Genomic DNA, 15,302 nt, shown 5'->3' with positions numbered 1-15,302 from the left:
CGCAGCGGATGTCACCCTTCCTTCGGGCGGTCTTCGTTGGGCGGGGAGGAGGGGGCCGGCGTTGGCGCAGGCTCCTGGGCGGGTTCAGGCGAAGGCGCAGGTGCAGGCGAAGGTGCAGGTGCAGGCAGGGAAATAGGTGCCGGCGGTTCCGCGGCAGCGCCCTCAGGCGCCCCAGCGACGCTCAAGTCCCCTTGAGCAGTCACCTTGCGCGCTGGTGGTACTGACAGATCCTTCGGTGCGCCAAACATGAAGCAGTCGATGAAGGTGAAGTACAGCGAGCACAAGAAGGCCGTGAACAGCACGAAGAACACAGGGACCTGCAGCAAGGTGGCCAACATCGGCGAGCCCAGCAGCGCGGCAATCAGGCTCACCACGATGGAACAGGCAAAGGTCAGGCCCATCCAGGCCAGGCCCGACACCAGGAAGGCGCCCTTGTTCTTCCAGACGCCCAGCGTGCTGGAGAACAGCGACTGGATCACGCCCTGGCCCCCCCAGTGGATCAGTGCCGGCGCATGCCACAACGGCACACTCACGATGGCCAGCAGGCCAAAGAAGGTGAGGGAGGCCTGCACCAGCCGCGGGTCGGTCATGGCGGCCACCACGGCGGCCGAGTCCGGCTGGGTGCCGGACTTCGCCAGTGCGGCCAACTGGTCAATGGCCCCTCCGGCCACCCAGATCGAGATCTGGCTGATGACCACACTGGACACCGCACACAGCAACGCCAGGAGCAACTGAGCCTTGCGCCGCTCCGGCGTGAGCTGCAGGGGCTGCGTGAAGACCTGCACCGTGGGAGTGTGCGACTGCAGCACCTGGTGCGAGGCCAGCATGAAACCCAGCGAGACCAACGGCACCGAGGCCACCGAGACCAGGGAGCCGACCACGGTGAGGCTCAGCAGGGTCCATACCAGCATGATCAGAGAGAACAGCCCCACCAGCGCGAACGGCTGGCGCTGCACCACCTTCAGGCCGTGCCGTACCCAGACAAGCCCATTGCGGGCGGGGACGGACTGCAGGTGCAACATCATGGCAAGGACTCCAGCGCATGCCACGGACGGGCAATACGCTCGCGCAGCACGCGCTCGAAATGGGTGGGATCGTGGGGTTTGAGGAGGCTGGCCTCACGTGGCAGGTGGTAATCCCACAGCCGGGAGATCCAGAACCGCAGGGCGGCTGCACGCAGCATGCCGGGCATCAGGCGGTGCTCGGCGCCAGTGAGGGGGCGCACCGCCTCGTAGGCGGCCACGAACGCGGTGGCACGCTGCTCATCCAGCCGGCCGCTGGCCAGGTCGATGCACCAGTCGTTCAGGCAGACACAGAGGTCGAAGAGGAAGGTGTCGACACCGGCGAAATAGAAGTCGAAGAAGCCGCTGAGCCGTTCCCGGCCGGGCAGGCCCTCGAACATGACGTTGTCCCGGAAGAGGTCGGCGTGGACAGGGCCGCGCGGCAACTGCGCTGCGCCGGGGGCCAGATGCTCCTGGAAGGCCAGTTCCTCACCCAGCAGGGTGGCCTGTGGCGGTGCCAGATGCGGCAAAACCACCGGCACGGTCTCGCGCCACCAGGGCAGGCCGCGCAGGTTCTCCTGGTGCAGGGCGAAGTCCGCCCCGGCCAGATGCATGCGCGCCAGGCCGGCGCCGACCTGCTCGCAATGGAATTGGTCCGGGGCGAGCTGATGGCCGCCGCGCAGCTTTTCCACCACGGCGGCGGGTTTGCCGCACAGCGTATGCAGGATGCGGCCTTCGGTGTCTGGCTGGGGGGCCGGCACGGGGATGCCGCGGCCCGCCAGGTGGCGCATCAACTCCAGATAGAAGGGCAGCTGTTCAAAGGTCAGGCGCTCGAACAGCGTGAGCACGAACTCGCCCTTCGCCGTGGTGACGAAGTAGTTGGTGTTCTCGATACCGGCAGAAATGCCCTTGAGCGACTGCAGTTCGCCCAGGTTCAGGGTATCGAGCAGCGTCTGCGCCTGCGCGGGCGTGACGTCGGTGAATACGGCCATGGAAAAAAAGGTAGGGTGGACCGGGCCGGCGGGTCAGGGATGCCTGTGTTGCCGGCCGCCGATCAGAAGCTCAGCAAACGCCAGACCCGCTGACCGGCATTGCCGCGATCGGCGCCCTGGCGGACGGGGATGTCTTTGCCGGTGTCGCTGAGCAGGATCTCGTACTCAGGCGCGCCGTCCTTGCGCTTGACCACAACCTTTTGAGTCAGGCCTCTCACCCGGGTCTCCTCGATGCGAACCTTGTCGTCCTCCTGGACGATCTGTTCGACCTTGGCTGGCGGTACCTCGCGCACGGTAGGGGCGGGGACCTCAGCGGCCGGTGGCACCGCTGCCGGCGCGTCCGCAGCCCAGGCGGGCGCGGTGCCGCCCAGGGCGATACAGGCGGCGGCAACCAGGGACGGGAAACTCGACAGCTGTGCGAGGCGGGTGGTGTTCATGCTGACATTCTATGCCCGAGGGCCCGATGGGCCCCGGGCACAATAGCATCATGAGTAAACCCCTGATGCTGCTGGTGGACGGTTCCAGCTATCTTTATCGCGCGTATCACGCCATGCCGGACCTGCGCGGACCCCAGGGCCAACCCACCGGCGCCATCCACGGCATGGTGGCCATGCTGAAGCGGCTGCGCGATGACGCCGGCGCGGAACATGCCGCCTGCGTGTTCGATGCCTCCGGCCCCACCTTCCGCGACGAGTGGTACCCCGAATACAAGGCCCAGCGTTCCCCCATGCCGGATGCGCTGCGGGAACAGATCGAGCCCATCCATGAGATGGTGAAGCTGCTGGGCTGGCCGGTGCTGACCGTGCCGGGCGTGGAGGCGGACGATTGCATCGGCACGCTCTCCCGTGTGGCCGCCCAGGCCGGGCACCAGGTGCTGATCTCCACCGGGGACAAGGATCTGGCCCAGCTGGTGACGCCGGATGTGGCGCTGATCAACACCATGACCAACGAGCGCCTGGACGAGGCCGGCGTGCTGGCCAAGTTCGGCGTACCGCCGGACCGCATCATCGACTACCTCACCCTGATGGGCGACGCAGTGGACAACGTGCCGGGCGTGGAGAAGGTGGGCCCCAAGACGGCCGCCAAGTGGATTGCCGAACACGGCTCGCTGGACGGCGTGATCGCTGCGGCCGACAAGATCAAGGGCGTGGCGGGCGAGAACCTGCGCAAGGCCCTGGACTGGCTGCCCATGGGCCGCAAGCTGGTGACGGTGAAGCTGGATTGCGACCTGTGTGAACATGTGGCGGGCTGGCCGGCGCTGGAAGCCCTGACCTTCAAGCCGATGGATGAGGCCGGGTTGCTGGAGTTCTACACGCGCCATGGCTTCAAGACCCTGAAGCGTGAGCTGGAGACCCGCCTGGGCGGGGCTGCGCCGGCGCATGTGGCGGCGCAGCCGCCGACCCAGACCGGGCCGGGCGCGGTGGGGGGCGAGGCGCATACCCCCGACATGTTTGCCGACGCCCCGGTGCCGCCAGCCCCGGTGGACAAGCATTACGAGACCATCACCGACTGGGCCCGCCTGGACGCCTGGCTGGAACGCCTGCAGCAGGCGCCGCTGGCGGCGCTGGACACCGAGACCGATGCGCTGGATGCGATGAAGGCCCGTATCGTGGGCATCAGCTTCAGCGTGGCGCCGGGCGAGGCGGCCTATGTGCCCTTGCGCCACGAGGGGCCGGACGCCCCGGTGCAACTGCCGCTGGAGGAGGTGCTGGCCCGTCTGAAACCCTGGCTGGAAGACATCACCCGGCCCAAGGTGGGGCAGAACATCAAGTACGACACGCATGTGCTGGCCAATCACGGCATCGCGGTGCAGGGCTATGCCTTTGACACCATGCTGGAAAGCTATGTGCTGGAAGCGCACCGCAGCCACAGCCTGGAGGCACTGGCCGACCGGGTGCTGGGCCGAAAGGGCCTGAGCTACGAAGACCTGTGCGGCAAGGGTGCGCACCAGATTCCGTTCGCGCAGGTGGAAGTGGCCAAGGCGGCCGAGTACGCCTGCGAGGATTCGGAGATGTGCCTGCAGGTGCACCAGACGCTGATGCCGCGCCTGGAAGCCGAGCCCCAGCTGCGTTTTGTGTATGAGCAGCTGGAGATCCCCGTGTCGCAGTTGCTGGCGCGGATCGAACGCACCGGGGTGCTGATCGATGCGGCCAAGCTCCAGGCGCAGAGTGCCGAACTGGGCCTGCGCATGGTGGCCGCCGAGCAGGCGGCCTATGAGATGGCCGGCCAGCCGTTCAATATGGGCTCGCCCAAGCAGATCGGCGAGATCCTGTTCAACCGGCTCGGGCTGCCCGTGGTGAAGCGCACCGCCACCGGGGCGCCGTCAACCGACGAAGAAGTGCTGGAAAAACTCTCCGCCGACTTCCCGCTGCCGGCCAAGATCCTGGAATACCGGGCGCTGGCCAAGCTCAAGAGCACCTACACGGACAAGCTGCCGCTGATGGTGAATGCCCAGACTGGCCGGGTGCACACCAACTACGCGCAGGCGGTGGCTGTGACCGGACGCCTCTCCAGCAACGAACCCAACCTGCAGAACATCCCCATCCGCACGGCCGAGGGACGCCGGGTACGGGAGGCGTTTGTGGCGCCGCCGGGGCACCGGATCGTGAGTGCCGACTATTCCCAGATCGAGCTGCGCATCATGGCGCACATCAGCGAAGACCCGGGCCTGCTGCGCGCGTTCCAGGACGGGCAGGACGTGCACCGGGCCACGGCGTCCGAAGTGTTCGGGGGCGAGCTGGCGGCGGTGACGCCGGAGCAGCGCCGTTATGCCAAGACGATCAACTTCGGGCTGATCTACGGCATGGGCGCCTTCGGGTTGTCCCAGTCGCTGGGGATCGAGCTGAAGTCGGCCAAGGACTACATCGACCGCTATTTCACACGTTTTTCCGGTGTGCGGACCTACATGGACGACACCAAGCAGTTCGCCAAGGCCAAGGGATATGTGGAAACCGCCTTTGGCCGGCGCCTGTGGCTGCCCGAGATCAATTCCGGCAACGGCCCGCGCCGCAGCGGTGCAGAACGCCAGGCCATCAACGCGCCGATGCAGGGCACGGCGGCCGACCTGATCAAGCTGGCCATGATCGCGGTGCAGAAGGCGCTGGACGAGCAGAACAAGCGCACCCGCATCGTCATGCAGGTGCACGATGAACTGGTGTTCGAGGTGCCCGAAGACGAGCTGGACTGGGTGAAGGCCGAGGTGCCGACGCTCATGGCTGGTGTGGCAGCGCTTAAAGTCCCGCTTCTTGCCGAAGTCGGAATCGGCAGCAACTGGGACGAAGCCCACTGATATGAATTTTCCTTATGAGTTGCAGGTCGGCTGGCGGTATACGCGGGCGGGTCGTGGGGGGCGCCGCAATCGCTTCATCTCCTTCATTTCCGGGGTGTCGATGTTTGGCATCGCCTTGGGGGTGGCGGCACTGATCATCGTGCTGTCGGTGATGAACGGCTTCCAGAAAGAGGTGAGGGACCGGATGTTGTCGGTGGTCTCGCATGTGGAGCTGTTGAACTACACCGGGGAAGCGCTGCCGGACTGGCAGGCCGTGGCCACCAAGGCCAAGGAGAACCCGGAGGTCGTGGGCGCCGCGCCGTTCGTGAGCTCCCAGGCCTTGATTGCCCGGGGCGAGGACATGCGCGGCGCGATTGTGCGTGGCATCGACCCGGCGCTGGAGCCGGCGGTGACACCGGTGGCGGCCGCGCTGGCCAAGGAGGGGCTGCTGCAGCGCCTGCAGGCCGGCGAGTGGAACATGATCCTGGGCGTGGAACTGGCCCGTCAGTTGGGCGTGCAGGCCGGGGACAAGATCACCCTGGTGGCGCCCAGCGGCCAGGTGACACCGGCTGGCGTGGTGCCGCGCTACAAGCAGTTCAATGTGGTGGGCGTGTTCTCCGCCGGCCACTATGAATATGACAGCGGCCTGGCCCTGGTGCATGTGGACGATGCCGCCAAGCTGTTCCGCACGGGTGGCCCCAGTGGCGTGCAACTGCGCCTGAAAGACGTGCAGCAGGCCCGGGCTGTCGGCCAGGAACTGCAGCAACGCCTGACCCGCGACATCCTGGTGCGCGACTGGACCCGCACCAATGCCAACTGGTTTGATGCGGTGCAGGTCGAGAAACGCCTGATGGGCATCATCCTGACCTTGATCGTGGCCGTGGCCGCCTTCAACCTGGTGTCCACGCTGGTGATGACCGTCACCGACAAACAGGCGGACATCGCCATCCTTCGCACCCTGGGCGCCAGCCCCCGCTCGGTGATGGGGGTGTTCATGATCCAGGGCGCCCTGGCGGGCGTGATCGGCACCTTGTCCGGGCTCGGGCTGGGGCTGCTGGTGGCGCACAACCTGGATGTGATCGTGCCCTTCATTGAGAAGGTGCTGCACACCACCTTCCTGCCGGCCAGCATTTACCTGATCAGCCATATGCCGAGTGACCCGCAATGGGGAGACATCGTTCCCGTGACTGTGACCTCCCTGATCCTGTCCTTCGTGGCCACGCTCTACCCCAGCTGGCGTGCCAGCCGCGTGCAACCGGCGGAGGCGCTGCGTTATGAGTGATACCGCCATCAAACAAGGCCCGGTGCTGCAGGGCCTGGGCCTGGGCAAGCGCTTTGTGGAGGGGCCGTTGGACGTACAGGTCTTCCATGGGCTGGACCTGACCGTGCAGCCGGGCGAGACCGTGGCCGTGCTGGGCGCTTCGGGCTCCGGCAAGAGCACGCTGCTGCACCTGCTGGGAGGGCTGGACAAGCCCAGCGCCGGCCGTGTGACCCTGATGGGACGCGACCTGGCCACGCTGGGCGAAACCGCCCGCGGCCAGTGGCGCAACCAGCACCTGGGTTTCATCTATCAGTTCCACCATCTGCTGCCGGAATTCAGCGCGTTGGACAACGTGGCCATGCCGCTGCGTATCCGGCGGGTGCCCACCGAGCAGGCGCGCGAACAGGCCGCCGCCGTGCTGGCGCGGGTGGGCCTGGGCGCGCGCGGCGCGCACCGCCCCGGCGAGCTGTCCGGCGGGGAACGCCAACGCGTGGCCATCGCCCGTGCGCTGGTCACCCGGCCTGCGTGCGTGCTGGCGGACGAACCCACCGGCAACCTGGACCGCACCACCGCCGGCACGGTCTTTGACCTGATGCTGGAGATGGCCCGGGAGCAGGGCACGGCTTTTGTCATGGTGACGCACGACCAGGACCTGGCCGGCCGATGCCAGCACCAGCGTCGGCTGGTGGGCGGCGCGCTGCAGTCGCTGGGCTGACGGCCAGCGTTCACCGACGGGCCAGCCTCGCTTCACCGATGGCGAGGTGGATCGATGGGGCGCCAGCCGCACCGGGCCGGCCCGTGAATTACGATGGGTCCCATCATGACGTCCCGCACCGCTTCCTCTTCTCCCGCCACTGCGGCGGCTTCCCGCCGGTTCATTCTCAAGCTGAGTTGCCCGGATCAGGCCGGCATCGTGCACGCCGTGACCGGCGAGCTGCTGGCCCAGGGGGGCAACATCCTGACCTCGGCCCAGCACGGGGACGCGGACCATCACCGCTTCTTCATGCGCATCGAGTTCGAATGCGCGGAGCCCCGCGCGGTCGAGACCCTGCGCGCCGCCTTCACCCCGCTGGCCGAACGCCTCAGCATGGACTGGGAGCTGGTGGACACCCAGCGCAAGACCCGCGTGCTGCTGCTGGTCTCCAAGCTGGGGCATTGCCTGAACGACCTGCTTTTCCGGGTGCAGACCGGGCATCTGGCCATCGAGATCCCTGCCATCGTCTCCAACCACCGGGATTTTTATCAGCTGGCAGCCTCGCACAACATCCCGTTCCACCACTTCCCGCTGCTGCAAGCCACCGAGGAGCAGAAGCTGGCGCAGGAGCGCCGTATCCAGGAGGTGATCGAGGAGCAGCAGATCGACCTGGTGGTGCTGGCGCGTTACATGCAGATCCTGTCGCCGCAGATGTGCCGCTACCTGGAAGGGCGTGCCATCAACATCCATCACAGCTTCCTGCCCAGCTTCAAGGGCGCACGGCCTTATCACCAGGCGCATGAGCGGGGCGTGAAGCTGATCGGGGCCACGGCGCACTATGTGACGTCCGATCTGGACGAAGGCCCGATCATCGAACAGGACGTGGCCCGCATCGATCACAGCATGACACCGGACCAGTTGGTCGCTATCGGCCGCGATGTGGAGTGCGTCACCCTGGCGCGTGCCATCCAGTGGCATGCGGAGCACCGGGTGCTGCTCAACGGCCATCGGACGGTGGTATTCCGCTGAGCTGCGGGTTCAGGCGGCCGATCTATGTGGATAGACACCCATTGCCACCTGGACGCGGGGGAGTTTGACGACGACCGCGCCGCCGTGGTGACACGCGCCCGTGCGGCCGGGGTGAACCAGGTGGTGATTCCCGCCGTGTCGGTGCAGAACTTCGACACCGTGCGGGCCCTGGCGCATGAACATGGCTTTGCCTATGCGCTGGGCATCCATCCCCTGTATGTGATGCAGGCCTCGCAGGAGGACCTGGTGGCGCTGGACCAGGCGCTCACGGCGCACCGGGACGACCCCAGGCTGGTGGCGATCGGGGAGATCGGGCTGGATTTCTTCGTGAAGTCCCTGGACCCGGCGCGCCAGCAGCACTTCTATCTGGAACAGATCAAGCTGGCGCGGCGCCATGAGCTGCCGGTGATCCTGCATGTGCGGCGCAGTGCGGACCAGTTGCTGGGGGGGCTGCGGCGCGTGGGGCTGACCACGGGCGGCATCGGGCACGCATTCAATGGCAGCCGGCAGCAAGCCGATGCCTTCCTGGCGCTGGGTTTCAAGCTGGGATTTGGCGGAACCGTCACCTTCGAGCGCTCGTTGCAGATCCGCCGCCTGGCCGCCGAGTTGCCTGCCGAGGCGCTGGTGACCGAGACGGATGCGCCGGATATTCCTCCGCAGTGGCTCTACAAGACGGCGCAGGAGCGGGCGGCTGGTGCGTCCATGCGCAACGAGCCGGCGGAGCTGCCGCGCATCGGGGCCACCCTGGCGACACTGCGCGGCTGGACGGTTGAGGAGGCGGCCCGCATCACCCGCGCCAATGCGCAGGCGGCCTTGCCGCGTCTGAAGGCGCTGGGGCACGATCACACGGCCGCGAGCCAGGACGACGCGGCTGTGGGGCACGGCGGCGCCGCTGGCGCGCTGTGAGCAAGGTCGATCCGGCCACGCCCGGCCTCCCGGTGCCGCCGCTCCGGTGGCAAGGGCTGGCGCCGGTTTACGCCCCGGACGCGCGCTGGCTGCTGCTGGGCAGCTTCCCCGGGCTGGCCTCCCTGAAGATCCAGCAGTATTACGGCCATCCCCGCAACCAGTTCTGGCGGCTGCTGGGGGACGTGAAAGGGATCGCGCTGGCCGGCCTGCCCTATGAGGAGCGCCTCGCGGCACTGCGGCACCATCGCATCGCGCTGTGGGACGTGATCACCGAGACCGAACGACAGGGCAGCCTGGACAGCGCCATTCGCCGCCCCGCCGCCAGTGACCTGGGCCGGCTGCTGCAGGCGCTGCCGGCGCTGGAGGTGATCGCCTTCAATGGCGGCACGGCCGGCCGGCTGGGCTTGCGACAGCTCCAGCAGCTTCAGCAGCAAGGTTCACTGCAGGCGCACCAACAAGGCCCACAGCAGGCCCACCAAGACCAACAACAGCCAGTGGGCCTGCTTGCAAAGCTTTACCGCGTTCTCGTGCTTCCGTCTTCCAGCCCCGCCCACACGATGCCCTACGATCAGAAGTTGCAGGCGTGGCGGGCCCTGGCGGGGCCAGGCGAGCCGCCTGCAAGTCAAGGTTGACGCAATCAGCGGTCATCCGGCGATCATCGGCAGTAAACCTCATCGGGACGGCGCAGTGGGCAACAAGCGGGACAAGAACAAGACAAGTTGGGTCGAGGCCACGCTGAGCGAATTCGACGGGGTCCGCTACCTGCACCTGGATTCGATCTGGGTGCAGGGCGCCATGCGGGTGAAAAAGCCCGACCGGCTGGAACTTGAATATATCCAGCGGATGATGGTGTGGATGCTCTGGCGTGAGTTTGCCGAGGTGACTGCGGGCAGGGCGGTGCAACTGGGGCTGGGCGCCGGTGCGCTGAGCCGTTTCAGCCGGCGCCAGCTCAAGATGAAGACCACGGCCGTGGAGATCAACCCGACCGTGATCAGCGCCTGCCGCCACTGGTTCCACCTGCCGGACGATGACGACCGCTTCCAGGTGCTGAACGAGGATGCCGGGCAGTGGGTGGCCGACGCCGCTCACTGGGGTACGGCACAGGTGCTGAATGTGGACCTCTACGACCATGAGGCCGCCGCCCCGGTGCTGGACGACCAGCAGTTCTACAACGACTGCCGGAACGTGCTGGCCGATGGCGGGCTGATGACGGTCAACCTGTTTGGCCGCAGCGCCAGCTTCGCCCGCAGTGCGGCGCGTATCGCCATGGCCTTCGGGTCGGACCAGGTGTGGCATCTGTCGCCCACGCGTGAAGGCAACACGGTGGTGGTCGCGGCGCGCGGCGTGCAGGTGCCGGACCGGGAGGAATTGGAGCGCCGGGCGGCCCTGATCGAGGACCGATTCGAGCTGCCCGCAAGAAAATGGCTGAAGTTGGTGCGCCCCTTGCCGATGAACATCATCAACCAGATCCGCGATTGAGCTTATGAAGACATCGAGCTCCAATGGCCTGACGGGCCAAAACAGCCAGGTTGGCGGCGCCGCTCAAAGCGGCCAAACCGTCCAGAGCGGCCAGGCCCCCACCGCCCGCAAGGGATCCGAGGCGGCCAGTGCGGCCAAGTCCGGCGATGCGGCCAACGGGGGCAAGCTGGAGTGGCGCACGCTGCTGAACTGGATGATGGAGGACGGCGTGATCGACGCCGCGTTGGGCCAGCAGACCCTGACCCGCTTCGCCGCTGGCCACAGCGGTCTGCATCCGCTGGTGCGCCTGGGCAATGCCGGCCTCACCCGCAAGGACTCCGGCCGCCCGCTGGACGTGGAGGCCATCACCGAGTGGCTGGCCGGCCATCTGAAGATGCCCTACATGCGGATCGATCCGCTCAAGGTGGATGTGGGCCGCGTGGCGGACGTGATGTCGGCCAACTACGCGGAGGCGCGACGCTGCCTGCCGATTCAGGTGGCGCTGACCGAGGTGACGGTGGCCACCGCCGAGCCGCTGGACATCGCCTGGGTGCCGCAGATCGAATCGCACACCCGCAAGCGGGTGAAACTGGTGCTGGCCAATCCGCAGGAAATCAGTCGCTTCACCACCGAATTCTTCACCCTGGCCCGCTCGGTGCGGGCAGCGTCCAAGACCGGCGAGGTGGGCCAGACCGCCAGCTTCGAGCAACTGGTGGAGCTGGGGCGCAGCAACAAGCAGCTGGATGCCAACGACCAGGGCGTGGTGCAGGTGGTGGATTGGCTGTGGCAGTACGCCTTTGACCAGCGGGCTTCGGATATCCACCTGGAGCCGCGCCGCGACATGGGGGCCATCCGCTTCCGCATCGACGGGGTGCTTCACACCGTCTATCAGTTGCCGCCCTCCGTGATGGGGGCGATGACCGCCCGGATCAAGTTGCTGGGCCGCATGGACGTGGTGGAGAAGCGCCGTCCGCTGGACGGACGGATCAAGACGCGCAATCCCGCCGGCGAAGAGGTGGAAATGCGCCTGTCCACCTTGCCGACCGCCTTCGGCGAGAAGATGGTGATGCGGATCTTCGACCCCGACACGGCGGTGAAGGATCTGGCGCAACTGGGCTTCTCCGGCCATGACGCGGAACGCTGGACGCGCCTGACGGCCCGGCCGCACGGCATCATCCTGGTCACGGGGCCCACCGGCTCCGGCAAGACCTCCACGCTCTATTCCACGCTCAAGCGGCTGGCGACGGACGAGGTGAACGTCTGCACGGTGGAGGACCCGATCGAAATGATCGAGCCGTCGTTCAACCAGTCCCAGGTGCTGGCCTCGATTGACTTCGGTTTCGCGGAAGGGCTGCGGGCGCTGATGCGCCAGGATCCAGACATCATCATGGTGGGGGAAATCCGCGACCTGGAGACGGCCGAGATGGCCATCCAGGCATCGCTGACCGGCCACCTGGTGTTCTCCACTCTGCACACGAATGACTCGGTGTCCGCCATCACGCGGCTGACCGACCTGGGTGTGCCCAACTATCTGATCGACGCCACCGTGATCGGCGTGCTGGCCCAGCGGCTGGTTCGCACCCTGTGCCCGTTGTGCAAGGCACCAGATCCGGACGTCACCCGCGACACGCTCAACGAGATGCTCAAGCCCTGGCGCCTGAACGGCGCAGTCAAGCCCTACAAGCCGGTGGGCTGCCTGGACTGCCGCAACACCGGGTTCCGGGGGCGTGCGGGCTTGTATGAGCTGTTGATGCTGTCCGACACCGTGCGCAAGCATTTGCACCCGCATACCGACACGACAGCCCTGCGCCGGCAGGCGGTGCAGGAAGGCCTGCGGCCCCTGCGATTGGGGGGGGCCATGAAGGTGGCTGAAGGGCTGACGACGATGGACGAGGTGCTGCGCAGCACACCCACATGGGAAAACCAGGGGTGAGAACGCCCACCTGACGACCGAGGGAATGCCCGGGCAGGGGTTTACGTCGTTTACGTGGAAACCACAGAGAGCGGCGCCTTCGCGCTCCCTAGAATCGCCGCAATTCAAGCCGCTAGAGGTTCCCTCGATGAAGATCAAGAGTCAACGCGACTTCTGGTCAGGGCTGTTGTTTGTGGTCGTTGGCGTCGCGTTCGCGTGGGGTTCACTGGTCCACTACAGCTTTGGCAGTTCGGCCCGCCCCGGGCCTGGTTATTTCCCGTTCGGGCTGGGCGTGCTGCTGGCGCTGTTGGGCGCTGCGGTACTGTTCAAGGCCCTCACGATTGAATCGGAGGGCGGACAGCCCATCGGTTCCATCGCGTGGCGGCCGCTGCTGATCGTGGTGGGCGCCATCGTGATCTTCGGCCTGGCCCTGCCGCGGCTGGGCATGGCGATCACCTTGCCGCTGCTGATCATCATCTCGTCCATGGCCAGTGACGAATTCAGCTGGCGTGATGCCATCTTGAGCAGCGTGGTGCTCACGCTGGGCAGCTGGGCCATTTTTGTGTGGGGATTGAGTCTCGTGATCCCTGTGTGGCCAACCTTCCTTGGCGCATGAGGAGCCCCACATGGATCTGCTGAACAACCTGATGCTGGGCTTCCAGACGGCCCTCACGCTTCAAAACCTGCTGTATGCCTTCGGTGGCGCAGTGCTGGGCACGCTGATCGGCGTGCTGCCGGGCCTGGGCCCGGTCGCGACCATCGCGATGCTGCTGCCCTCCATCTATGCCCTGGATGCCACGCCTGCCCTGATCATGCTGGCCGGTATCTACTACGGCGCGCAATACGGCGGTTCCACGACCGCCATCCTGATCAACGTGCCAGGCGAATCGTCGTCGGTGGTGACCGCCATCGATGGCTACCAGATGGCCCGACAAGGGCGTGCGGGCTCCGCGCTGGCGGCTGCCGGCCTGGGCTCGTTCTTCGCTGGCTGCGTGGGCACCATCATCATCGCGGCCTTTGCGCCGCCGTTGACGGAACTGGCCTTCAAGTTTGGGCCCGCCGAGTATTTCTCGCTGATGGTGCTGGGGCTGATCGGCGCCGTGGTGCTGGCGTCGGGCTCGCTGCTCAAGGCGATCGGCATGATTGTGCTGGGGCTGCTGCTGGGGCAGGTCAATACGGACGTGATCTCCGGCACCCCGCGGTTTTCGTTCGACATTCCGGAACTGACCGACGGCATCAACTTTGTCGTGATCGCCATGGGGATCTTCGGCTTTGGCGAGATCATCGCGAATCTGGGCCAGCCGGCCGAGCATCGCGAGGTCTTCACCAAGGACGTGAAGGGCCTGTGGCCGACCAAGCAGGACTTCCATGACGCGTGGCCGGCGGTGCTGCGCGGGACCGCGCTCGGCTCGGTGCTGGGGGTGCTGCCCGGCGGCGGCGCGCTGCTGGCCTCTTTTGCGGCCTATACGCTGGAGAAGAAAGTCGCCAAGGACCCGAGCCGCTTCGGCAAGGGCGCCATCCAGGGGGTGGCCGGACCGGAGTCTGCCAACAACGCAGGCGCGCAGACCTCCTTCATCCCGATGCTGACGCTGGGCATCCCGCCCAATGCGGTGATGGCGCTGATGGTGGGCGCGATGACCATCAAGGGCATCCAGCCCGGCCCGCAAGTGATGACCAGCAACCCGGAACTGTTCTGGGGTCTGATCGCCTCCATGTGGATCGGCAACCTGATGCTGGTGATCCTGAACCTGCCGCTGATCGGTATCTGGATCAAGCTGCTGACCGTGCCCTACCGCTTCCTGTTCCCAGCCATCGTGGTGTTCTGCTGCATCGGCACCTACACGCTGAACAACAACAACTTCGACGTGTACATGACGGCCGCGTTTGCGGTGGTGGGTTACATCTTCTACAAGCTGAGCTGCGAACCTGCGCCGCTGTTGCTGGGCTTCATCCTGGGCCCGATGATGGAAGAGAACCTGCGCCGAGCGTTGCTGCTGTCGCGTGGTGACTGGGCGACCTTCATGACCCGCCCACTTTCCGCCGGCCTGCTGATCGCGGCGGCACTGATGGTGGTCATCGTCATGCTGCCGTCCATCAAGAACAAGCGCGAGGAAGCGTTCCAGGAAGAATGATCCCTGGCGCATTTCAGGACATGCGCCTGGACCCCACATGAACCAAGGCCCGCTGATGCGGGCCTTTTTTCTGAGAGGAAGGCGGGCGAGGGCGCGGGTGCCCTCCGATCGCACTGCGGCAACTTTCATGAAAAGGGCGAATATCGCCAGCTTCTCACTGGGGTTGTTGTCTCGGCCAAAAATGCTGTGCTACAGTCGTGGGCTTCGCTGCTGATAAAGAACTTCTTCAAGAACTCCTTGAGAATCTGTTCAGTAGCGGCGCCGGAAGGCGGAGTAGTTTAAGACTCCAAGTGCCGGTGGCGAGTGAGGCGTCTTGATGATGAATCTCTCGCAGTCAGCGTAAAAAATAATTTGCACTGACTGCTTGACGAAATCAAAAAGAATGATTCATAATCTCGCTTCTGCGCTGCTGACGACGTTAACAAAACGACGACAGCCAGTGCGACGAAGATGGCGAAAGCTGCTTCGATGATCTTTAAAAATTTACAGCCAATAAGCGTGGGCGTTTGGACGGATGCAACCTGAGAAGGTTAAATCTAACAACGCTCACGGAAGAAAGAATGAAGCTATGAAAATAGTCTTTGTTCAATTCCGTTGAGTAATCAAGATCGAACTGTAGAGTTTGATCCTGGCTCAGATTGAACGCTGG

The 15,302-nt window shown here is 65.7% G+C and carries 13 protein-coding genes; 10 read left to right on the top strand and 3 right to left on the bottom strand.

Annotation, left to right across the window (positions count from 1 at the left end):
• Nucleotides 1–11: 11 nt before the first annotated feature.
• The 3 genes from BMY53_RS26125 to BMY53_RS24020 form a co-directional block, all read right to left on the bottom strand.
• Nucleotides 12–1,025: a BPSS1780 family membrane protein gene (locus BMY53_RS26125; protein ID WP_177201031.1), complete on the bottom strand. Its 1,014-nt coding sequence runs from the start codon at nt 1,023–1,025 to the stop codon at nt 12–14.
• Nucleotides 1,022–1,993: a homoserine kinase gene (locus tag BMY53_RS24025; protein ID WP_092949499.1), complete on the bottom strand. Its 972-nt coding sequence runs from the start codon at nt 1,991–1,993 to the stop codon at nt 1,022–1,024. Before BMY53_RS24025 ends, BMY53_RS26125 begins: the two co-directional genes overlap by 4 nt.
• A 62-nt stretch (nt 1,994–2,055) precedes the next feature.
• Nucleotides 2,056–2,430: a hypothetical protein gene (locus BMY53_RS24020; protein WP_092949497.1), complete on the bottom strand. Its 375-nt coding sequence runs from the start codon at nt 2,428–2,430 to the stop codon at nt 2,056–2,058.
• 50 nt (nt 2,431–2,480) lie between these two features.
• Here BMY53_RS24020 and polA point away from each other — a divergent pair, with 50 nt between their 5' ends.
• The 10 genes from polA (at nt 2,481) to BMY53_RS23970 (ending at nt 14,653) form a co-directional block, all read left to right on the top strand.
• Complete coding sequence (gene polA, locus BMY53_RS24015; RefSeq protein ID WP_092949596.1) at nt 2,481–5,282, top strand: DNA polymerase I; 2,802 nt, start codon at nt 2,481–2,483, stop codon at nt 5,280–5,282.
• Nucleotide 5,283: 1 nt separating this feature from the next.
• Entirely contained in the window at nt 5,284–6,543 is a 1,260-nt protein-coding gene (locus tag BMY53_RS24010; protein WP_092949495.1) for a lipoprotein-releasing ABC transporter permease subunit, read from the top strand.
• The gene (locus BMY53_RS24005; protein WP_092949493.1) at nt 6,536–7,237 is read left to right on the top strand and encodes an ABC transporter ATP-binding protein; all 702 of its coding nucleotides are present in this window, start codon (nt 6,536–6,538) and stop codon (nt 7,235–7,237) included. The genes BMY53_RS24010 and BMY53_RS24005 overlap by 8 nt, the downstream gene beginning before the upstream one ends.
• 105 nt (nt 7,238–7,342) lie before the next feature.
• Nucleotides 7,343–8,245: a formyltetrahydrofolate deformylase gene (gene purU, locus BMY53_RS24000; protein ID WP_092949594.1), complete on the top strand. Its 903-nt coding sequence runs from the start codon at nt 7,343–7,345 to the stop codon at nt 8,243–8,245.
• Between the two features lie 24 nt (nt 8,246–8,269).
• Nucleotides 8,270–9,151, top strand: a complete 882-nt coding sequence (locus BMY53_RS23995) for a TatD family hydrolase (RefSeq protein ID WP_092949491.1) — start codon at nt 8,270–8,272, stop codon at nt 9,149–9,151.
• Nucleotides 9,148–9,783 (top strand): DNA-deoxyinosine glycosylase, encoded by a 636-nt coding sequence (locus tag BMY53_RS23990; RefSeq protein ID WP_255370359.1) that lies wholly within the window; start codon nt 9,148–9,150, stop codon nt 9,781–9,783. The genes BMY53_RS23995 and BMY53_RS23990 overlap by 4 nt, the downstream gene beginning before the upstream one ends.
• Before the next feature lie 55 nt (nt 9,784–9,838).
• Nucleotides 9,839–10,630 (top strand): spermine/spermidine synthase domain-containing protein, encoded by a 792-nt coding sequence (locus tag BMY53_RS23985; protein WP_092949489.1) that lies wholly within the window; start codon nt 9,839–9,841, stop codon nt 10,628–10,630.
• Nucleotides 10,631–10,823: 193 nt separating this feature from the next.
• A complete protein-coding gene (locus BMY53_RS23980) occupies nt 10,824–12,542 on the top strand; it encodes a GspE/PulE family protein (RefSeq protein WP_255370363.1) in 1,719 nt (572 codons plus the stop codon).
• A gap of 127 nt (nt 12,543–12,669) precedes the next feature.
• Entirely contained in the window at nt 12,670–13,137 is a 468-nt protein-coding gene (locus BMY53_RS23975) for a tripartite tricarboxylate transporter TctB family protein (RefSeq protein ID WP_092949485.1), read from the top strand.
• Nucleotides 13,138–13,147: 10 nt separating this feature from the next.
• Nucleotides 13,148–14,653, top strand: coding sequence for a tripartite tricarboxylate transporter permease (locus tag BMY53_RS23970; RefSeq protein WP_092949591.1), 1,506 nt, complete (start codon nt 13,148–13,150; stop codon nt 14,651–14,653).
• The last annotated feature ends 649 nt before the right edge of the window (nt 14,654–15,302 follow it).

The organism is Roseateles sp. YR242 (genome assembly GCF_900109745.1).
In the GTDB taxonomy this organism is placed as follows: Bacteria; Pseudomonadota; Gammaproteobacteria; order Burkholderiales; family Burkholderiaceae_C; genus Roseateles.
Note: the sequence above shows the minus strand (reverse complement) of the source record. Positions and strands in the feature narration are given on the sequence as shown.